Origin of the sequence: Shouchella xiaoxiensis, assembly GCF_016907895.1 — a bacterium.
GTDB lineage: Bacteria > Bacillota > Bacilli > Bacillales > Bacillaceae_D > Shouchella > Shouchella xiaoxiensis.
The window spans coordinates 230,418-251,232 of the sequence record NZ_JAFBCV010000003.1 but is presented as its reverse complement, the minus strand read 5'-3'; the positions used below and the strand labels follow the sequence as shown (position 1 = coordinate 251,232).

Sequence of the window (20,815 nt, the reverse complement as noted above, 5' to 3'; positions counted from 1 at the left end):
GATTGATTCGACGTATTTTTTTATTTTCCTTTAAAATTCTACAATTATTTTATAAAAAAGTAAAAGGATGTGTGAGTATAAACTCACACATCCTTTTTTTATTCATCAAACAAGTCAACCTCATCGATAACCGAATCAACCGACTGAGGACCAGAACGATTTTCTTTTAGTTCAAAATAACTGTTGACTAGTTCTTGACTAATTAATTCAGATATTTTGCTTGTAGCTTGCCCAGTCGGGACTCGCGCAGCACTGGGAGTAATAACGGCAAAAGCAATTTCAGGGTCGTCATACGGAGCGTAGCCTACAAAGCTCAGGTTGTTAACATCTACTTGTCTGCGATTATCGCCCTCTCCAATCGTAATTTTGGATTGTGAGGTACCTGTTTTTGCAGCAATTGGTACGTCTGTTTTGATGTTTCGTGCCGTACCTCTTTGTCCAGTAACAACACGACGTAACGTACTCTGCACAAAGTTAATATGTTCTTCGCTCATATCGATTTTATTTAATACTTCTGGAGGGTTTGATTGTATGACAATCTTTTCTTCCCCATTTGTAGTAGGTTCAAGAATTTCTTGCACTAAGCGTGGTCGCATTCGAACACCGTCATTTGCGATTGTGCTTATATATTGAGCAAGCTGCATCGTTGAATACGTATCATACTGACCTATCATAAAGTCAAGGGAATTACCTGGCTCTACGACAGTTAACGGTGAAAGTCCTGTTTCTTCTCGTGGCAAATCAATGCCCGTTTCTGTACCTAATCCAAATTGATTAAAATAATATCGAGTCTTATCTAGAACTTCATTTGCTTTCGCCTCAGTAAATAAAGTACGCTGACCTTTTGTTAAGGAATTATCGTATTCATAATTCGCCATACGCATGGCAATTTCAAACATATAAATATTTGAGGAACGCTCCATAGCCGCACCCATATCAACACGGCCCATATTTACAACTGAACGTTTAGTAGGAGTGCCTCGGAATTCCAATGGTCGGTCATTGACCACTGTTCCAGGGTTAACAACTCCAGTTTCCAACCCAACTAAGACCGAAGCAGCTTTGATGGCTGATCCTGTTTCGTATACATTATTAACTGTGCCTAGCGGGTTAAAATCTGTATTTCCCCCAACAATATCTTGATAGCCACTCATTGCCAACACATCACCAGTCTTTGGGTTCATCACAACTGCATAAGCACTTGCATCACGCTCAAAGATACCGCGATTTCTCGTCACATGAGTTTCCAGTATTTCATCTGCTAGTTGCTGGTATTCCATATCAATACTAAGAACGAGGTCATTTCCTCGGCTCCCTGGTTTTTCTTCAACCTCCTGTTCCATCGGTCCAGCGCCTTCACGTGTTCTTGTTCTTGATATTTCTGCTTTTTGACCACGCAACACTTCTTCATAATTGCCTTCAAGATTACTAACACCTATTAAATCAGAGCGCTTATAACCTTTTGTTAAGTACTGGTCAACCGTCTCAGATGGAATTGATCCCACTCTTCCAAATAAAGATTTAAGCGTGTTTCCATACACATACTCACGGCTAGAATCTCTTTGCAAATCAATATAAGGCAGTCTATCTAAATGCTCTGAAAGCAGATGGGCTTCTTCAGTCGTAATTGATTGTTTTATGCGTTGCGGCGAGCCACTTGACCCTCTTAACATATGAGAGAAAATGGCAATAACCTGTTCCTCTTCAGCAGAATAACCTGAAACCATTTCTTCTGATATCTGCGCAATCATTCGTTGATACTCTGTTGTTTCATCGTCTTCATCATACTCAATGTCTTCAATAAGCGCTTTACGTTCTTCCGGTTTTAAAATCGTATAGTAATATTCTTGTAAATCCCTTGTTCGTAAATTCTCTGTATCAACTTCAATGTATTCAGATAGCAGCTCTGCTAGCTCAATCATTTCCGATGTTTTGTGGCTACCTGGATTCGTGTACGTTACTGAAATTTCCAAAGAATTATCAACCACAACGTTATTGTAAGCATCAAACATTTTTCCACGTGGCGCATCAATTAATGCTGTTTGATTTGACACATGAGTTAATTCTTCTTCATAATCTTCTCCATTAACAATTTGAACAACGCCTAAGCGCAAGATCAGAGCGGAAAAAAGTATGAAAACGAAAACAAATAGTATATTTAAACGCAACGATAATTGTTGACTTTTTTGATTTTTAGAATCAACCAAATTCATCCCCCCACATCTGTGTATGTACGCTTTTCATAAAAAAAGACACCCCGGTTAAAGCGGATGTCTTTTGTTCATAAGGTCATTACCCGCTTGTGCCGTTGCAATGAATGTTTTATGAACCTACACTAAGTAGGTGGGTGTCCGCAGTTAGCTGTTCGAAGTCTGGCAAAATCCAGCTTGACGTCAAGCTATTCATATAAAACTCCCTTATTTCCATTCAAGGTTCAAAACATAGAAACGCTTACGAACACGGCAGGTATAATCTATAGATAATTATAAAACAGCGCGCGAACACTGTCAAAGGCTGTAACAATTTTACACAGTTTTATCAGGTCCACCATCCCCTTCTGTCAAATGAACAGACGGGATTACTTCTTGATCTTCTTTTCTTAAACGTATGGTACGAACAAAAAAATAAATCCAAAGATGACCAGAACCGACTACAAGTAAGACAATTGGAATGACTTTTTCTTCATTGAAGAGTGTAATTGCTGCAATAAAGAAAAGAATGGACGAAATCCGACCTATATTTAAAAAACATTCTCGCACAACAATATATTCCACCCGGAGTTCACCAGAACGATTTGCTTTTCCAATGACATCGTAAGTTAATGAAACATAAGGGATGAGCAAGAGTGGATAAGCAATTGAGATAAAAACACCATACGTAATTAGCTTTGCAAAGCTAAGGTTTATTAAGAGCAAAAAAATTGCCCCGTATAAAAGTAACCCGCCCACTAAAATCGCTTTTTTTCGGTATAGAGGTTTTAATAAACGTGCTGTTAAGTAATAACAGATAAATTGAATTCCCGATGTCACTAAACCAAATGTACCTAATGCAAGCTCATTATTTGTTACTACATAAACCCATACGACAATGACAAATACAAAGGTACCTTCACGCAAACCTTGGGTGACATGAGCCCACAAAATCCTTCGCCAGTTTTTATTTCGTTTACGTTCTTTTAATACATGTATAAGTTGGAATTTGCCTTTTGCATGGCGTTTTCCAAGCAACCAGGTTAAACAAACTGCTACTAAAAATAAAAACAACGAAAATCCAAAGATTAAAAAATACCCTTGAAAACCTGTCATTTTCGTAATAATAATTCCTGCTAAAAAAGGCCCCGTCATCCCTGCAAACGAAGTTAATAAGCCTAAAAAACCATTAAAAAAATCTCGTGTCTCAGGCTCAGTAACCTCAAAAGTAAGGACATTAAAAGCAAGCCAATAACAGCCTGTACCTATCCCCAGTAGCGCTCCCAGCACTAATAAATAGGAAGCTGCATTAGACCCCACAATTAAAACGGTTATATAAAACAAAGACATCATGATGACGCCCATCCTCAAGACGTATACACGGTCAATCCGTTTTGTTAACTTACCAGCTAATAAGAAAGCAAGGGGTTGAAAAATAACGGACATTAAATTGTACAACGCTAAATCAAGAAATTGTCCAGACTGCTTCCATAAAAAAATATTTACGAATGTATTAGAAAGAGCCACACTAAGCGCGTATAGGCCGCCAATGGATAGTAACAGCTTTAAATCTTTTGTTGCATCGACATGGCCAAATACTTTATCAAACCACTGTTTTGGCAAGACCTCACCACCTTGTTAGTAGTGTGTCTGTTTGAATTCGGCATATGCATTTAATCCTTAATATAAAATGTGAAAAAGCTACGATTGCCATCGTAGCTCCAGAAGTTAAGTATTCAAATTCTCTTCTTCATTCTCCACTTTATCCGTTACGTATTCATTAGGCTCATGCCCATTAAGACTATGGTTTTTAAATTGGCTTAGACGACCGTTTCTCACTTCACCATGGTTGGCATTTTCTTTAAATTGGTTGTTGTGTTTCTTTTCTTTATTATTTCCCATATAAACACCTCTTTCATAAATAGGATGTCAGGATAAACAAAAAGTATACAAAAAAACCGCAAAGCAAAATGCTTTACGGTTCATTTTAATATTTATTTAGCTGCTTCGAAACGTTTAGTTGCTTCGTCCCAATTTACTACATTCCAGAATGCAGCAATATAGTCAGGGCGACGGTTTTGATAGTTTAAATAATAAGCATGCTCCCAAACATCTAAACCTAAAACAGGCGTTTTACCATCTGTTAAAGGAGAATCTTGATTAGCAGTGCTTGTAATTTCTAAAGAGCCATTATTTACAACAAGCCAAGCCCATCCTGATCCAAAACGACCTTTTGCTGCATCCGCAAACTTCGTTTTAAAATCCTCAAGACTTCCAAATGTAGATTTAATTTCATCTGCAAGAGCACCAGTTGGTTCTCCGCCACCATCCGGACTTAAAAGTTGCCAGAATAACGAGTGGTTTGCATGCCCCCCACCGTTATTGCGTACAGCAGTACGAATGTTCTCAGGAACTGAATCTAAGTTTGCTACTAGCTCGTCAATATCTTTGCTAGCCAAATCATCGTGTCCTTCAAGTGCAGCATTTAAATTCGTAACATATGTGTTGTGGTGTTTACCATGATGAATGTTCATTGTTTCCTCATCAATGTGTGGTGCTAATGCATTTGCAGCATAAGGTAGTTCAGGTAATTTGTAAGCCATAGTATAGTTCCTCCTTTAAATTTCATAACTGTATTCTCAATTAGATTACCATTAAAGAAAGCGCATCGCAAAGAATATGCTTTACTTTCTCATTTATCTTTTCTATTCCCATTGTACTTATACATAAACATAAAAAAACACTTCCAGAAGAAGTGTTTTTTTATAAAAGGAGGAAGAGGGATTCGAACCCCCGCGCGGTTTGACCCGCCTGTCGGTTTTCAAGACCGATCCCTTCAGCCGAACTTGGGTATTCCTCCGAGTGGTGGACCCTGTAGGACTCGAACCTACGACCAATCGGTTATGAGCCGAGTGCTCTAACCAACTGAGCTAAGGGTCCATTTAATGGGGCGGCTGATGGGAATTGAACCCACGAATGCCGGAATCACAATCCGGTGCGTTAACCACTTCGCCACAACCGCCAAGTTGTATGTATGTATCTAACAAAATAAATATGGTAGCGGCGGAGGGGATCGAACCCCCGACCTCACGGGTATGAACCGTACGCTCTAGCCAGCTGAGCTACACCGCCATAATGGCTCCACAGGCAGGACTCGAACCTGCGACCGATCGGTTAACAGCCGATAGCTCTACCACTGAGCTACTGTGGATCGTTTATTTTTCTTTAAGGACAAGAGTTATAATACCATGGATTTTTCCAATGTGCAATACTTTTTAAAAAAGATCGGGCAAAAGCCCGATCTTTTTTAATGTTCATCAATTACAGCTTCAGCAATATTAACGGAATGATCTCCGATTCGTTCTAGATTGGAGATAATATCAACAAAAATGATTCCGGCAGCTCCTGAGCATTCACCGTCATTCATCCGTTTTATATGCTGCTTTCTTAATTTACGCTCCATCTTATCAATCAATTCTTCATGTTTAAGAACATCATGAGCTTTATCTAGATCATCTTTTTCCAACGATTCCATTGCCTCTTCTAATGTTGCATATGTTAAATTAAACATTTCGTTTAAATCATTAAGGGCAACATCGGATAACGTTACTTTATTGGCTTTTTGATAATCTTTTAATTCAACGATATTCTCCATATGATCACCAATCCGCTCAATATCTCGGACAGCGTTTAATAAAGTGGAGTGTAAATTTGAATCAGAGGCAGATAATGACCGCGATGATACTTTAACCAAGTAATCGGTTATTTCTCTGTCCAAGTTGTTAATCGCTTGTTCATACTGGAGCGCCAAATCCGCATCTTTCTTTTCGCCTGATTCCATATAACGTATAGCTTGCTTAAGTCCTCGTTTCGAATAATCTGCCATGTGTATTACTTCTTGTTTTGCTTGTCCAAGAGCAATTGCAGGAGAGTTTCCGATAAAAATTGGGTCTAAGTGCTTTGGCTTATAATCTAAATCTAACTCGTCACCAGGGACTAGTTTCGTCACAATATAAGCAAGCACAAAAATAAACGGAAACTGTATTATGACGTTTGCTACGTTGTAAACACCGTGTGCGGAAGCTATTTGCAGTCTTGGATTTAAGCCAAATTGACCTGCTAAAAATTCAACAAAACTTACAAACAACGGGAAAGCAATCATGACTAAGACTGCACCTATTACGTTAAAAATAACATGTGTTAGTGCAGCTCTTCTAGCGGCAACAGTCGCTCCGATTGCTACTAGTACAGCTGTTAATGTTGTACCGATATTATCACCGATTAGAACGGGTAAGGCAGCCTGTAAATCCATTGCACCTTGCTCATAAAGCTGTTGAACAAGCCCTATTGCTGCTGATGAACTTTGCAGAGCTACAGCTAATATTACGCCGACAACTATTCCTAACAACGGGTTGTCACTCATGCTAGCTGTGAAATTAACAAATGGTTCCCAACCGCTTAAAGGACGTAAGCTTGTCCCCATTAGATCAAGACCATAAAACAGTCCACCAAATCCAAAAGCAACTTGACCAATAGCGTTCACTTTTTTCTTTTTAAAGAAGAAAATTAAAAATGCACCGACAGCCATTATTGGTAAACTATACTCTTTAATTGGTAAACCAATGATAAAAGCAGTCGTAGTTGTACCAATATTTGCCCCCATAATAACAGCGATAGCTTGTCTTAACTTCATGAATCCAGCGTTAACTAATCCAATGGTTAAAACTGTAGTTGCTGTACTACTTTGCAATAAGATCGTCACAACAATACCAGAAATCAGACCCATAAAAGGATTTGTCGTGTATTTATCTAATAAATCCCTTAAACGGTCACCTGCTGTTTTTTGAAGCCCATCCCCCATATACTTTACGGAGAACAGGAATATTCCGATCCCCCCCAGGAACGTAAACAGCAATGTTTGAAACTCTCCCACTCATCTCATCCCTTCATTCAACTCATTTTTTAGTTGTCATTCGACAAACCTCAACAATGATGTTCCGTGTCTATTATTAAACGAACGTGAAGTATTTGTAAACATACTTTCTTATATCTTTACACTTTTTTTACAAAACTATTATAGATACGAATATGCGTACGATAAATCAACGCTTTTCTACTGCAATTTATGTACATCCGGAAGCGCTCTTTTTACTACTAGGTTTTCTATGTAAACGTAATGTAAATCATTTTCAAAATAAAAAACCGACCTAATTAGAGGTCGGTTGTAAAAAAATTACGTGTTTTTTTCATCACTTCCGTCATCGGTTTCACTGTGATCATTCGACGTTTCTTTAATTTCTTTAATTAAAATTCGCGTTCCATCAACGGAAACAACTTCAACAATAGCTCCTTCTTTTACCCATTGGCTTCCACTTGTGGCACTATAAGGCTCTCCATCAATCTCAACAGTTCCAGCTGGTCGGAAAGGTGTTAATGCTTTTCCCTGCTTACCAACAAGCGTTTTATACCCTTGGTTCATCGAATTATAGCCGGCCTCTGACGTTAATGAATCCTTCAATGTCATCTTTGACCACATATTCCGATGCGGAAATACCTTTAAGAACAGAAGCGATGCAAATGCACCAACAACCGTTGCCATCCCTACTAAAATACTATAGACCATATCAGGCGCAGGAACAGCTAACCCAACAATCATAAATAAAATACCAATTGCTGCGATTGTCCCGTCAGACGTTACGTTCCCATCAAAAATAATTAACGCTAGGCCAATTAAGTAAAAGATAATGACCCATGTACTTGCATCACCACTTAAATGATGGAGAAAATAGACACTAATTAACCCAATACCTAATATTCCGAATAAACCTTTAGCTCGAACCAGTAGCTCCCCTATTAAAAACAATGTCCCTAAGGCAACAACAAGAAAGCCTATCGTTGCTGAATCTAACCAATCGATCATCGTTGCACCCTCCAATCATGTGACTTTTTCTTACTTTACGTTATTATCCCCTATTAGGTTTCAAAGCAAAACAAAAAAGAGAGGATATCTCCCCTCTATTATGAACTAAATAAGTTACGAATGGAATTAAAAAAACCTTTTAAGGCATCAATTATTCCATCTAAGAAAGATTTTGCCTCATCGCTCTTCATAAAATCCGTGAGATTTTCACGTGCTTTATCTAATTGATCGCTAACCACATTCCAATCTATATTTAGATCTTTCATTTTCATAAATAGTGCAGTTAATTCATTCATTTGGTTTTCCGTAATCGTTATATTTAGATCTTCAGCAATTTGTACAATGAGTGTTCTCATTTCCTCAGTTGATTCGATGGAAGTCGTTGCAATCTCTTCTTTTATACGAATGATTAATTCATTGGCTTCTTTATTTCCAATCGTTTCTGCTAATTCTGCTGTTCGCACCATTTCTTCGTTGGCTACTTCTTTTTGTTCTTCTGGTATTGCTATATCAGCAGCTGATTCATAGGCTTTAATTAATCCTGTAAGTGCCGCTGTACCAGATACATCAAATGGGGCTGTCACGTATACATCAGCGTCTTTTACACCTGCTGTAATAAGGGCGTTTGCGTACATCTCGTTTGTTACCCAGTTAATTCTATCTGACTTTACATGAATGCCGGTCCCGCTTTCTCCAATTGTTATTTTTGATGAGGATAACGCTCTATTCCCTATTTGTCTAGCGCTTATATAATCGCCGAGATACGTATGTTCTTCTTCATTTGTCACAACTAATGTCTCCACATCAGAAGAAACTTCCATGCGATTTAACAATTCATCTTTTTGTTCAGATGTTAAATCTTCCCCTAGTGTAATAAAAACATCACCTGGCACAGCGTCCGCTAATGCTACTGATGGCATTAAAAATCCAATAAGCAAAGATGATACAAGTAGCAAGTGAATTAGCTTACGTTTCATATTCAAATGATTAACTCCCTTTTTTATGTAGTAGTAAATCCTCTCTTTAAAAGGTACCGTTTCCTCCAATATTCGAGAAGGGTCTAAAGACTTAGAAAGTTGTTTAAAGATATGTATTAATGCACGATAATTTGGAAGAAATAAGTAAAACGTCTAATTCATATGTAAGCAGGACATTTAAACAGTCAGAAAGAATCTTATTGTAAAGACATCAATTAATATTTAGGGAGGGTTATGGTTGAAAAGAATCGTTTATCCAATTCTGCTCCTTATTGTCATATTAGGAATACGACATGACTTAACTGGGGGAACCCTTATCGAAGATGACGTTCCTCCTCCTTCTTCGTTACAACCTGATTTAGTAACAGATACTTCTGCGGTAGATGAACCTCATCAGGAAGTGATCATTGAACCAGGTCAGACAGTCTTATCCATTGTCGAACGACTGCACAGTGGTCAGGTTAACGTCTCGATTGATCAGATTTTAATGGATTTTAAACGATTAAATAATGATGTAAACCCAAATGCCCTGCAAATAGGAAAAAGCTATCTTTTCCCACTTTATCAGTAATAAGTGAATTTCCTTGCCAGATTCCGTATATCATTGATAGAATAAACTTGTGTCTCCATTGGAGAAAAAGACGGGCAAATGCCCCTCAAAGGAGCGATATGGTCTATGGCCGAAAGAGTTCACCGAAAAAATACGCGCCCAGTTAAAGTTGGTAACTTAACAATTGGTGGGAACGATGAAGTAATTATTCAAAGTATGGCAACTACAAAAACACATGATATTGAAGCAACTGTAGCAGAGATCAGTCGATTAGAAGAAGCTGGCTGTCAAATTGTACGTGTTGCTTGCCCTGATATGCGAGCTGCGGAAGCCATTTCAGAAATTAAAAAAAGAATAAACATTCCTCTCGTTGTTGATATTCACTTCAACTATAAATTTGCACTAAAAGCCATTGAAGGCGGTGCAGATAAAATCCGCATTAATCCTGGGAACATTGGGAAGCGTGAAAATGTGGAGGCTGTTGTTCAAGCGGCTAAAGCAAAAGGAATACCTATTCGAATTGGTGTAAATGCTGGTTCGCTTGAGCGTCATTTGCTTGAAAAATATGGTTATCCTACAGCCGATGCTATGGTAGAAAGTGCCCTCCACCATATCAAAATCTTAGAAGATCTTGACTTTCACGACATTATTGTCTCGATGAAAGCTTCAGATGTTCACTTAGCAGTAGAAGCATACGACAAAGCAAGTAAAGCGTTTGATTATCCTTTACACCTTGGCATTACGGAGTCAGGAACGTTATTTGCCGGAACTGTAAAAAGCGCAGCTGGCATCGGCGTTTTGCTAAACATGGGAATTGGGAATACTCTACGGATTTCTTTATCGGCAGATCCAGTAGAAGAAGTAAAAGTGGCGCGAGAGTTGTTAAAATCATTTGGTCTAGCCGCAAATGCTGCAACACTTATTTCTTGCCCTACATGTGGACGTATTGAAATTGATTTAATCAGTATTGCAAATGAAGTGGAAGACTACATTGCAACAATAAAGGCACCAATTAAAGTAGCCGTTCTAGGATGCGCAGTTAATGGACCAGGTGAAGCGCGTGAAGCAGACATCGGTATTGCTGGTGCTCGCGGAGAAGGATTATTGTTTATGAAAGGCGAGATTGTACGTAAAGTGCCTGAAGAAACAATGGTTGAGGAACTTAAAAAAGAAATCGATAAACTTGCTGAAGAGCACTATGCAAAACAACGTGAAGCTCAGTTAAATTAGTTGGATCAAAAAGCCGGCTCTCGTAAAGCGAGCCGGCTTCTTTTTATTGCAGGAATGGCGAGAAAATAAGAGTCGATGCAACCGAAACAACACCTACAGCCATTGACCAAAGACCTAGTGCCCTTGCCCCTTTACGCAAAGCAATGAAACCGCAAATAACGCCAGCAGGACCTAATAGAAGTGGTACAAAGAACAAAGATGTAATGGAAAGAACAAGCGCCATTGTACCTATTCCTTTGCCATGTATATCATCTTGTTCATTGTCCCTATGCCAATGAGATTCATCGGCCGCAAATTCATTAGCAATCTCTTCCTCATAGGAATCTTTCGCTTTGGCATTATAAATATACTCAGTTCCTTTTTCACCATCATGTCCTTCTACATGCGTATTTAAAAACGTCAAAGAAGGATCATTTTCATCAAGTAAACGGTATTTGGGATCATGATTTTCTTTATTTGACACTTCATTTCCTTCTTTCTAATTAAGGATTATCTTTAGTGTCTCAAGCAAAATCAATCTAATCCATGAAAGTATTTCTAAATCAGAGGTGGCTTAATATGAAAAAACGTTTTGGACTAGACATTGATGGGACTATTACAGACCCAGCTACATTTATTCCATATATTAATAAAGACTTTAACCAAATTCTTCAATTAGAGGATTTAACGGAATATGATTTAACAAAAATCCTACAAATTACTGATAAAGAATTTTGGGATTGGATGGAGCACAAAGAACCAATTATTTACGCTCAAGCAGAGTTGGCACTTGATGCAGAACGTGTTTTGCACAAGTGGAGTAAAACCCATGATTTAATTTACATCACAGCAAGACGCTCACATTTAACCGAAGTCACAACGTCATGGTTTACTAATCAAGCATTACCCTACACTGACATTGAATTGGTTGGAAAACATGACAAAATTGATGCAGTTAAAAAACATCGTCTTGATGTCTTTTTTGAAGACAAACATGATAATGCTGTTGCAATTGCTGAAGAATGTTCCATCCCAGTCCTTTTATTTGATACGCCATACAACAGAATGTCAATTCCTTCTAATGTTATACGAGTTACTCACTGGAGTGAGGCTGAACAATGGATTGAAAAATGGATAGAGGATTGTTCGGATATGCCATCCATTTAAAAATAAGCAAAAACCAACCTGTCTGTTTCTTTACAGACAGATTGGTTTTTAGTGTTTAGGCTTAAATGTATGACAGCACGTTTCCGTACTTTCCCCTGCATACTCTGGTTCATCACTGCTTAGCTCGTTACTTAATTCAGTGCTATAATCTTCATGAGCATCTGTTTGAACAAGAATCTCGTCAGCTCCACATTTGTTGCCATTTGACCAATGAGCGCAATTTGCTACATGACAGTGTACAATTGGTGCCATATAATCTCCCCCTTAAAAATAGGGTTTGCAAAATCATCTATTTCATACTTAGATGTCAAATAACAAGGCGCGCTATTTCCCTTTTATAAGCTAGAAGAAGCAAAATAAACACCGTCAGTTGACGGTGTTTATTGTTGGCATTGTTGACACATGCCATATATTTCAAACTTGTGTCCAGTAACTTGAAAATGCGGGAATCGCTGAGCTAATGACTCATCCATTGGGCAATTATGAAAATGCTCCGTCTTACCACAATCTAAGCAAATTAAATGGTGATGATGCTCATTTGTTTTACAGCTAAAACGAAACTTTTTTTCACCATCTAACTCTGTCGTTTCAAGCAAATGAAGTTCTGAGAAAAGAGATAAATTCCTGTAGATAGTATCGAAACTAAGCGAAGGGTGAGCATGTTGCATCGATTCTAAAACGTCTTTGGCTGATAAATAACGTGAATCCGATGCGAATAAACGAAGCATATCCTCGCGCTTACCCGTATACTTATATCCTTCTTCTTTTAACCGATTAAGTGCATGTGCAAGATCCATTTAATCAACCCTTTTTTAATCGTCTTCTGTTTAGTGTAACGAATTTCTCTACTTCTGACTAGAGAATTGGCTTTTCTTTTTCAAAGGAAACCTGCCTCTTTTACCACTATTCCGTCCAAACAAAATTGATAGCAACAACAAGATAACGGAGAGAACAACAATGACTCCTCCGGGGGCCAAACTTAATTGAAAGGCAATCATTAAGCCGCCAATAACAGCAATTTCCCCAAAAATAACGGCATATAAAAACAATTGTTTAAATCCTTTTGCAAAACGCATTGCACTGGCTACTGGGAGAGTCATTAAAGCTGAGACAAGAAGAATTCCTACAACTCGCATCGAAGCAGCTATAACTAAAGCAACCATCACCATAAAAACAACATGGACAAGCTTGCGATTTATTCCCGAAACACGAGCTTGCTCTTCATCAAACGATAAGAAAAACAACTCTTTGTAAAAGAAAAATAAAACAAATAGGACAACGACCGTTATGATGGCAATCGTAATAAAATCACTTTGATTAACAGCAATAACTGAGCCAAATAAATAGTTGAGTAAATCGTTATTAAACCCATTTGCCATAGAAATGAATACAACTCCAAGCCCAATCCCGGCCGACATGATAATTGGTATGGCAATTTCTTTATAGTGAACATATACTTGTCTTAATTTCTCCATAAATAATGAACCACTAACTGAAAATGCCATCCCCATATAAAGTGGATTAACGCCTTGCATAAAGGGTATATAGCTCCCTAACAACAAGCTAAAAGCAATTCCTGATAGCGTGATATGAGAAAGTGCATCGGCTATTAATGACATTCTTCTTACAACCAAAAAAACGCCAAGTAAAGGAGCGATCAGGCCGATCATCACTCCAGTGAATAGCGCATACTGTAGAAAATCATAAGTTAAAAAAGCATTAATCATGCGCTACTCCTTCATGACTATGTGTGAGTAAATGCACATCATGTCCGTAGAAATCGAGTTTATCTTTTTTCTCGGCAAATTCACTTGAATAACCGTGAAAATGAATCGTTTTATTTAAACAAGCAACTTTGTTTACATGATCAGTCATTGCCCCAATATCATGACTTATAAGCAAAAGCGTTTTCCCGTGATTCGTATTTAAATCATGTAATAGTCCATAAAAAGACTCTACACTTTTTGCGTCAACTCCTACAGTTGGCTCATCTAAAATGAGTAACTCTGGGTTGCTCACTAATGCACGCGCAATAAAAACGCGTTGCTGTTGCCCGCCCGACAATTCACCTATATTTTCATACAAATAATCGGTCATTCCAACTTGTTCAACTGCTCGAAAGATCATTTCTTTATGACGCTTTCTTAAGAAACGGAACAAGCCAACCTTTCCGTACAGACCCATTGAGACTACTTCATACACAGTAGCAGGAAAACCACTACTAAAGCTGTTTGCCTTTTGCGAAACATAGCCAATTCGATCCCATTGATTAAACTTAGAAGAAGATTGACCGAACAAGCTAACTTGCCCTTCCACCGGCTCTAATAAGTTTAGTAAAAGTTTGATTAATGTCGATTTTCCCGAGCCGTTTGGCCCAACAATGCCTAGAAAATCACCTTTTTCGATAACTAAAGAAACATTACTTAAGACAGGCCTTTTGCCATATGAGAACACAATATTGTTTAACTGTACAAGTGCGTCCGAATTCACTTCTTCGTCACGCTCCCTTTTAAGAATCATTCCGATTTAATACTTTATCTATTATAACGCTTTTTGTAGAATTGTCTAGAATTAATTCAAATGAACGCAAAAAAGCAACCTTTCGGTTGCTCTTTAATCAACGTCATAAGCAAATGCTGCATTCTGATGTTGAGCTGCTTTTTCTTTTATAGTTGATGCATATTCACTGTTTGCATGACCGTTTTGATTGATATACTGCTGTAGGCCACCCATTCCTCTATTGTAAGCCGTTAAGGCTTCACTCCAATTCCCGTATTCTCCATACAGAAAATCTAGGTATTCAATTGATAGCTGGATTGCGTAATATGGGTCAAACAACAGTTCCTTTTCATATTCAACCCCTGCTTTCTCAGCAATCCATGGGGCCGTATTCGTCATAAACTGTGCCATTCCATAAGCGTTCCCATATTGGGTATCTGGACCAATTGCATCCGTATCAAATGTTTCTCCACTCTCCACTTTTAGCAATTCATAAACTAAATACGGGTTTATTTCTTTATCAGAAGCCAGATGACCTAAATAAAGACCCCATTCTTTTTTAAAATAGCCATTACTGTCTAAATGAAGATCAATTGCAACATTCATCGAATCGGCCCAGACTTGATGATTCTCATCAAATTCGAACGCCGTTGTTGCTACTGGGATCGTCTCAATATCATTTCTCATAGATTTGTATAAGTCATCTAATTCTTCATGTGTAGCTTGTAAATCTCGCTTCATTTCTTGATATTCTTTTATAATTAAAACAGTACTAATGAATACTGTAACTATGAACATGGCAACAATTATTTTCTTAACTTTACGGATGTTTATCACTCCCATCATTCTATTGAACGGGAGTAGCGTAGTTTAAAAAAGGGACTTAATCAATTCGTAACAAAGCGTACATTTTGATCATTAGTATAAAAAAAGCCGCTATTTCGGCTTCTTAATCCTTCATGCTTTGAAATGCTCGTCATTTCAACATAATATGAAATGATCAGCATACGTATCATCATTTATTGGCTCATTTAAAGAGATGGTAATAGATGAAACAATTCCCTTTTATAGAAGTAAAGGGAATATAATTTTTACATTTGTGCCAACATTCGTCTCACTAGAAACTTCGAATTGACCACCGTGGTCCTCAACTATTTTTTTACATAAAGGAATCCCAACTCCCGTTCCTTTATCTTTAGTAGTAAAAAAAGGTCGTCCAAGCTGATTTAACACTTCCTTAGGCATCCCTTTACCATTATCAATTAATTCAATATGGACAAATTCGCCTATCTCTTTGCTATGTACTTTTAAATAACGGTACGACGTTTCCTCATCAAAAGCTTCAATGGCATTTCTCAACAAATTTAACATAACTTGTTTGAACATGGATTCATTTATGTGACAAATTGACGGTGTTTTGTCAAATTGAACTTGAAGCTCCACGCTATGCAACAAACACTCTGCTTTCATTAGTTCGGTTAAAGACTGTATTAAATTGGCGGGTGACTGCCATTTACGAGTATTCTTTTTTCTGGATACAGATAAAAAATCCTCAATAATAATATTCATTCGATTCAATTCTGAAATAATTGTGTTGTAATACTTTTGAAAGTCACAGGTTAAATGAGACAGTTGTAAAAACCCTTTTATTACGGATAATGGATTTCTTAATTCGTGGGCAACACCTGCGGCGATATGAGATACTGTTTGCATTTGATGTTGAAACGTTAGAAGTTCTTCATACTTTAGCTGCAGAGAAAGATCTTCCAAGATAACATAAAAAAAGATGCCGTTATCTTCCGTTTTAGGAAAGATTGTTACATGAATGACTTCTTCTTCATGCTCATACACATTTTTTATAATTTGTTTATATTTTTTGCTTAGATTCAATTGTCCATAAATGAACTCAATCAATAAATCAGTGGCAGCTAGTTCTGCTAATGTATACTGACCAAAATCAGCTTCGTTTACATCCATTATGTAGCTAAATGAGTCACTCCAATGCAATTGCTTTAATGAATTATCAACCTTTATGTATGGTAGGTCCAGTTCTTTAATCAATGAAAACATGGACATATTTGTGTTGGAATATGATGAACGCTCACTATTCATTTCTTTTTGTAACATATGTATACTCCCTTTAGGGCCCTCAACTTGACTATTGCTTTGGTTCACCACTAGTGGCCCCTCCCCTTTTCAATAATCAGCATTCTTTAAAGACATCTTTTTTCTTTCTTTTACTTATTCTAGAAAAGTACGCCTTTTCCTTTTTTTGTTCTACTAATTTATTTCAACTCATACAATAATCGTGACTTTTATTAAAGGGGCGGTGTCATCATGAACTTCATCATGCAACAGCTCATCAATCAAAAGGTAAATTCTATTAATGAACACGATTTCCTACAATTGGCACAGAAACAAGGATACACCCTATCTCATGAACAAGCGACGCAAATATTAAAAATTGTTCACGCACAAAAAATAGATGTTGGTAATAAAGCACAAATTGAACAAATTGTGCAGCGATTAAAACGTGAGACAGATCCTCAAGTAGCAACAATTGTTGAAGACCTTTTTCAACAATATAGCCATTTATTGTAAAGATTGAGCTAAAAATCAGCGAAAGTACAATAAGCTAAACCACAAGTTTCATAAACCGTGGTCTAGCTTATTTTTATTTTTCAATTGGTGTACTAATTTCGCGACGAAGTAAAGCTATTTCATGGCGATAAGGAGGTTTTTTATCCTTTTTATCCTCACCAATAAAAGGCGTTTCTAAAATTTTTGGGACCTCTTTTAATTGGTCATGATGAACAATGTAATCGAGCGTTTTTAATCCGATGAATCCATGTCCGATGTTCTCATGACGGTCTTTTTTAGCAGATCGTTCATTTTTAGAATCATTAATATGAAGCACTTTAATGCGGTCAATACCAACAATCTTATCAAATTCTGATAAAACCCCGTCAAAATCGTTCACAATATCATAACCTGCGTCATGCGTATGGCATGTATCAAAGCAGACGGATAAACGGTCGTTGTTTGTGACACCTTCAATAATTCTAGCAATTTCTTCAAAAGACCGACCACATTCTGTTCCTTTTCCAGCCATGGTTTCAAGGGCAATTTGCACATCACGGTTTTCCGTAAGTACTTCGTTTAAGCCTTCAATAATTTTATTGATGCCAGCATCTACCCCAGCACCAACATGGGCACCAGGATGTAGGACGATTTGTTTTGCTCCAAGTGCTTCTGTTCGTTCAATTTCTGAACGCAGAAAGTCTACCCCAAGTTGAAATGTTGCGGGCTTTTCTGTATTAGCGATATTAATAATATAGGGAGCGTGCACTACGATATTAGAAATACCGTGCTCCCTCATGTGCGCCTGTCCTGCTTCAATGTTTAGATCTTCAATCGCTTTACGTCGCGTATTTTGCGGCGCACCCGTATAAATCATAAACGTGTTTGCACCATAAGAAGCTGCTTCTTCACTTGATTGTAGCAACATTTTTTTTCCGCTCATTGAAACGTGAGAACCAATCCTTAATGTCACATGTTACACTCCTTTATTTATTTTTCTTGGATCGCGCTTTTGAATCTCTTCTCTGACGCTTTTCATTAGCCGTTCTTGCTTTCCGTCGGTAAGCAGGCTTAACTTTCTTCGGTTTAGCTTTGGCTTTCCCACCAGTTCGTTTTTCTTGTTCTGTTTGTTTTCCAGAAGAATTGATTTGTCCTTCTGGCTTCTCTTGCTTTTGCTTCATTCGGGCAGCGCCAAGCGGAGCTTTTACTTCAATCCATTCTCCTTGCTTCCGTTCAACAAAAGTAAAACGAATACCTCGTTTAACAAGCTTTGCACAAGCAGCCTCATCCGAAAGCTCATAAAGCGATAACGCTTTGCCATCAGCCCCAGCCCTCGCTGTTCGCCCAACACGGTGAATGTAAAAATCAAGATCATCTGGGAACTCGTAATTAATGATATGAGTTACCCCTTTTATATCAATCCCTCTTGCTGCCAAATCAGTCGCAACTAAAAACTGCACTGATAAATCTTCTACTTTCTTCATTACTTTCTTACGTTCACGCGGCGGCAACCCACCGTGTAGTCGATCAATTAAGAGACCTTCTCCAGCTAATTCATCCGCTATTTGATCAACTTGTTCTTTCGTATTCGCAAAAATAATCGCTAAATATGGCGTTATTCCTGCTACCGTTTCTTTTAAAACAGTCATCTTTTCTTTATGGCGAACCGGAATCAGCTGATGTGTTACCTTTTCAGCAGCCAATTTCTCAGGTTGCACATGAACATGCCTTGGGTTATTCATATATTTTCGCAAAAACGGCTGTAAATTCTCGGGTACCGTTGCCGAAAAGACTAGCATTTGTAGATCATCAGCCATGCTTGAAGCAATTCCATCAACTTCTTCGATAAAGCCCATATCAAGCATTTGATCCGTTTCATCAACCACAAAGGTTGTTGCAGTATGTGGATGAAGCGCTTGATTTTGAATCAAATCTTTAATTCTACCAGGTGTGCCAATAATAATATGCGGCTGTGCCTGTCCAAGTTTTTGAATTTGTTTTTGGCGATCTGTACCCCCAACAAATAACTGGGCATCCACTTCATTCTCATAATGGACGATCAATTTCTTTAATTCATCAAACAACTGGCTACACAGTTCTCGTGTCGGCGCTGTAATAATAGCTTGAACAGATTGATTGGTTAAGTCCAACTGCTCAATAATTGGCAAAAGAAAAGCAAAAGTCTTACCTGTACCAGTCTGAGATTGCCCAATTACGTCTTTTTTATTTAAAATTGCTGGAATTAATCGCTCCTGTATTTCCGTTGGCTTTGTTATATTCATATCAACTAAAGCATGTTGAAGGCGCTCTTTAATCCCTAGTCTAGTAAAATTTTCTGCATTCATTTTCTATTCCTACTTTCCAATTCCTTTATGCAATAGTTCATTTTATCATAAGCATACACCTACGTCCATCGCCTCTTTACGCACAATTGTTTGAAAGGACGCATATATTATTTATAAGAAGCTTACGGAAGGAGAATGAACATGCAGCCCTATTTAGGACCACCATCTAGCCCGATCCCTATGCAACCCATGATCTCCGGTTCAAGCCGCTTACTTGGATCATCCGCTCCGATGATGCAAGCTGGAGCCTCTTCTTTTATGCCTGGGCAAGTTGCTAATATGGCTACTAGTCGAGCAGGTGGTGGACTGCTTGCAAGATTACTTGGTGGAAGTGGCTTCGCGTCAGGTTCATTTGGAGGTGGCGGATTAAGCGGTGGTGGACTTAATCTAACGACTATACTAAATCATACGCAGCGAGTAATGGGCATTACTCAACAAGTTGCTCCAATGGTTCAACAATACGGCCCTTTCGTTAAAAATGTACCGACATTATGGAAAATGATGCGCTCAATGAAATCACCTAAACCCTCTTCTTTTAATCAATCTACACAAGCAGTATCTAATACGGATCAAATAAAAGAGGAAAAGACTGTTCAAACCAACGAGTTAGCGACTGAGATACCTACCCCGACTACAATTTCAACTTTACCAAAACCAAATAAGGAACCAGCCCGAACGGGTATGTCTGTTCCGAAACTATATGTGTGAAAACTAATTAAATGTGTTGACAAGCTTCCACATACAGTAGTATAATTTGAAATTTGCGTTCAATTGTGTTATGATTGTTACTATCATTTGATTGGAGGAATGTCCATGTTTAAAGTAGGAGACAACGTTGTTTACCCGTACCATGGTGCAGGAACGATTCAAGATATTGAGGAGAAAAACGTGCTAGGTGAAACACATTCATATTTCATTTTGCACTTTCCATTAGTTGATGTCACACTTATGCTTCCAGAAACACGTATTGATCAATCTGGACTCAGAAAAGTGATCTCCTCCGCTGAAATTGAGAACGTTGCCGTAGCACTTAAAAATGGACCAGAAATTCCGCCATCGACAAGCCAGTTTTCACGCGACACAGAAAATTTACTTAAAAGCGGTAGTATTATTGATGCAGCTCATTTGGTCTCCTCTCTTTCTAAAAAACAAGCGGAACGGTCAAATGGTTTGCACATTCAAGATCGTCACCATTTACAAAAAGCACGACAGATGCTTGTTAGTGAGCTTGTCATCGTCGAAGACTACTCTGAAGAGAAGGCTTATGAATTTATCGACACAAATTTACTCGAAGCTGCAAATTAATAACGCGTCTTGATTGTCAGCTACACCAATCTCCTTTACAATAGAATTTGAAGTAATTAAACAAGGCTTTCACC

At 38.0% G+C, this 20,815-nt stretch carries 22 protein-coding genes, 5 tRNA genes and 1 other RNA gene; 6 read left to right on the top strand and 22 right to left on the bottom strand.

What is annotated here, in order from left to right:
- Nucleotides 1–98: 98 nt before the first annotated feature.
- The 13 genes from JOC54_RS06710 to JOC54_RS06650 all read right to left on the bottom strand — a co-directional run bounded on the left by JOC54_RS06710 (nt 99) and on the right by JOC54_RS06650 (nt 9,086).
- Nucleotides 99–2,207: a peptidoglycan D,D-transpeptidase FtsI family protein gene (locus JOC54_RS06710; RefSeq protein WP_204465272.1), complete on the bottom strand. Its 2,109-nt coding sequence runs from the start codon at nt 2,205–2,207 to the stop codon at nt 99–101.
- An 82-nt stretch (nt 2,208–2,289) separates the two neighbouring features.
- Nucleotides 2,290–2,472: non-coding RNA, 6S RNA (gene ssrS, locus JOC54_RS06705), on the bottom strand.
- Between the two features lie 53 nt (nt 2,473–2,525).
- Complete coding sequence (locus tag JOC54_RS06700; RefSeq protein ID WP_204465270.1) at nt 2,526–3,812, bottom strand: MFS transporter; 1,287 nt, start codon at nt 3,810–3,812, stop codon at nt 2,526–2,528.
- 105 nt (nt 3,813–3,917) lie between these two features.
- Nucleotides 3,918–4,091 carry a hypothetical protein gene (locus tag JOC54_RS06695; RefSeq protein ID WP_162831881.1) on the bottom strand — a complete coding sequence of 58 codons (174 nt, stop codon included), beginning with the start codon at nt 4,089–4,091 and terminating at the stop codon, nt 3,918–3,920.
- Between the two features lie 92 nt (nt 4,092–4,183).
- Nucleotides 4,184–4,792: a superoxide dismutase gene (locus JOC54_RS06690; RefSeq protein WP_054793945.1), complete on the bottom strand. Its 609-nt coding sequence runs from the start codon at nt 4,790–4,792 to the stop codon at nt 4,184–4,186.
- Between the two features lie 167 nt (nt 4,793–4,959).
- A tRNA-Ser gene (locus JOC54_RS06685) sits at nt 4,960–5,049 on the bottom strand.
- A 3-nt stretch (nt 5,050–5,052) separates the two neighbouring features.
- Nucleotides 5,053–5,129, bottom strand: a tRNA-Ile gene (locus JOC54_RS06680).
- A gap of 6 nt (nt 5,130–5,135) precedes the next feature.
- Nucleotides 5,136–5,211 (bottom strand) — tRNA-His (locus JOC54_RS06675).
- Between the two features lie 33 nt (nt 5,212–5,244).
- Nucleotides 5,245–5,321 (bottom strand) — tRNA-Met (locus JOC54_RS06670).
- A gap of 4 nt (nt 5,322–5,325) precedes the next feature.
- Nucleotides 5,326–5,400: transfer RNA gene (locus tag JOC54_RS06665), tRNA-Asn, on the bottom strand.
- Nucleotides 5,401–5,496: 96 nt separating this feature from the next.
- Nucleotides 5,497–7,122 carry a Na/Pi cotransporter family protein gene (locus tag JOC54_RS06660; RefSeq protein WP_204465268.1) on the bottom strand — a complete coding sequence of 542 codons (1,626 nt, stop codon included), beginning with the start codon at nt 7,120–7,122 and terminating at the stop codon, nt 5,497–5,499.
- A 300-nt stretch (nt 7,123–7,422) separates the two neighbouring features.
- Entirely contained in the window at nt 7,423–8,106 is a 684-nt protein-coding gene (locus tag JOC54_RS06655; protein ID WP_204465443.1) for an NfeD family protein, read from the bottom strand.
- A 101-nt stretch (nt 8,107–8,207) separates the two neighbouring features.
- Nucleotides 8,208–9,086 carry a DUF1002 domain-containing protein gene (locus tag JOC54_RS06650; protein ID WP_204465440.1) on the bottom strand — a complete coding sequence of 293 codons (879 nt, stop codon included), beginning with the start codon at nt 9,084–9,086 and terminating at the stop codon, nt 8,208–8,210.
- Nucleotides 9,087–9,324: 238 nt separating this feature from the next.
- On the opposite strand from JOC54_RS06650, the gene yqfZ reads away from it, so the two are divergent.
- Together yqfZ and ispG are read left to right on the top strand one after the other, a co-directional pair.
- Entirely contained in the window at nt 9,325–9,657 is a 333-nt protein-coding gene (gene yqfZ / locus JOC54_RS06645; RefSeq protein ID WP_204465266.1) for a protein YqfZ, read from the top strand.
- Between the two features lie 105 nt (nt 9,658–9,762).
- Nucleotides 9,763–10,866: a flavodoxin-dependent (E)-4-hydroxy-3-methylbut-2-enyl-diphosphate synthase gene (ispG, locus tag JOC54_RS06640; RefSeq protein ID WP_035418306.1), complete on the top strand. Its 1,104-nt coding sequence runs from the start codon at nt 9,763–9,765 to the stop codon at nt 10,864–10,866.
- Nucleotides 10,867–10,909: 43 nt separating this feature from the next.
- Here the strand turns inward: ispG and JOC54_RS06635 are convergent, their stop codons facing one another.
- Nucleotides 10,910–11,329 (bottom strand): DUF4190 domain-containing protein, encoded by a 420-nt coding sequence (locus tag JOC54_RS06635; RefSeq protein ID WP_204465264.1) that lies wholly within the window; start codon nt 11,327–11,329, stop codon nt 10,910–10,912.
- Between the two features lie 95 nt (nt 11,330–11,424).
- Between JOC54_RS06635 and JOC54_RS06630 the strand changes: the two genes are divergently transcribed.
- Nucleotides 11,425–12,012, top strand: coding sequence for a hypothetical protein (locus JOC54_RS06630; RefSeq protein WP_204465262.1), 588 nt, complete (start codon nt 11,425–11,427; stop codon nt 12,010–12,012).
- A gap of 48 nt (nt 12,013–12,060) precedes the next feature.
- On the opposite strand, the gene JOC54_RS06625 is transcribed toward JOC54_RS06630, so the two are convergent.
- From JOC54_RS06625 to JOC54_RS06600, 6 genes are all read right to left on the bottom strand, one after another.
- Nucleotides 12,061–12,264, bottom strand: coding sequence for a DUF1540 domain-containing protein (locus JOC54_RS06625; RefSeq protein WP_035418302.1), 204 nt, complete (start codon nt 12,262–12,264; stop codon nt 12,061–12,063).
- A 128-nt stretch (nt 12,265–12,392) separates the two neighbouring features.
- On the bottom strand, nt 12,393–12,809 hold the full coding sequence (locus tag JOC54_RS06620) for a Fur family transcriptional regulator (RefSeq protein ID WP_035418301.1): 417 nt from the start codon (nt 12,807–12,809) through the stop codon (nt 12,393–12,395).
- 48 nt (nt 12,810–12,857) lie between these two features.
- Entirely contained in the window at nt 12,858–13,739 is an 882-nt protein-coding gene (locus JOC54_RS06615) for a metal ABC transporter permease (protein WP_204465260.1), read from the bottom strand.
- Nucleotides 13,732–14,532 (bottom strand): metal ABC transporter ATP-binding protein, encoded by an 801-nt coding sequence (locus tag JOC54_RS06610; RefSeq protein WP_204465258.1) that lies wholly within the window; start codon nt 14,530–14,532, stop codon nt 13,732–13,734. The genes JOC54_RS06615 and JOC54_RS06610 overlap by 8 nt, the downstream gene beginning before the upstream one ends.
- Nucleotides 14,533–14,625: 93 nt before the next feature.
- On the bottom strand, nt 14,626–15,252 hold the full coding sequence (locus JOC54_RS06605; RefSeq protein WP_239586612.1) for a lytic transglycosylase domain-containing protein: 627 nt from the start codon (nt 15,250–15,252) through the stop codon (nt 14,626–14,628).
- A gap of 324 nt (nt 15,253–15,576) precedes the next feature.
- Nucleotides 15,577–16,638, bottom strand: a complete 1,062-nt coding sequence (locus tag JOC54_RS06600; RefSeq protein WP_204465257.1) for a two-component system sensor histidine kinase NtrB — start codon at nt 16,636–16,638, stop codon at nt 15,577–15,579.
- 210 nt (nt 16,639–16,848) lie between these two features.
- On the opposite strand from JOC54_RS06600, the gene JOC54_RS06595 reads away from it, so the two are divergent.
- Entirely contained in the window at nt 16,849–17,112 is a 264-nt protein-coding gene (locus JOC54_RS06595) for a DUF2624 family protein (RefSeq protein WP_204465255.1), read from the top strand.
- Between the two features lie 73 nt (nt 17,113–17,185).
- Here the strand turns inward: JOC54_RS06595 and JOC54_RS06590 are convergent, their stop codons facing one another.
- Both JOC54_RS06590 and JOC54_RS06585 read right to left on the bottom strand, forming a co-directional pair.
- Complete coding sequence (locus JOC54_RS06590) at nt 17,186–18,064, bottom strand: deoxyribonuclease IV (RefSeq protein ID WP_081765598.1); 879 nt, start codon at nt 18,062–18,064, stop codon at nt 17,186–17,188.
- Nucleotides 18,065–18,077: 13 nt separating this feature from the next.
- Nucleotides 18,078–19,436: a DEAD/DEAH box helicase gene (locus tag JOC54_RS06585; protein ID WP_204465253.1), complete on the bottom strand. Its 1,359-nt coding sequence runs from the start codon at nt 19,434–19,436 to the stop codon at nt 18,078–18,080.
- A gap of 141 nt (nt 19,437–19,577) precedes the next feature.
- Between JOC54_RS06585 and vrrA the strand changes: the two genes are divergently transcribed.
- Both vrrA and JOC54_RS06575 read left to right on the top strand, forming a co-directional pair.
- Nucleotides 19,578–20,144 (top strand): VrrA/YqfQ family protein, encoded by a 567-nt coding sequence (gene vrrA, locus JOC54_RS06580; RefSeq protein WP_204465251.1) that lies wholly within the window; start codon nt 19,578–19,580, stop codon nt 20,142–20,144.
- Between the two features lie 105 nt (nt 20,145–20,249).
- Nucleotides 20,250–20,741, top strand: coding sequence for a CarD family transcriptional regulator (locus JOC54_RS06575; RefSeq protein WP_035418299.1), 492 nt, complete (start codon nt 20,250–20,252; stop codon nt 20,739–20,741).
- Nucleotides 20,742–20,815: the final 74 nt, after the last annotated feature.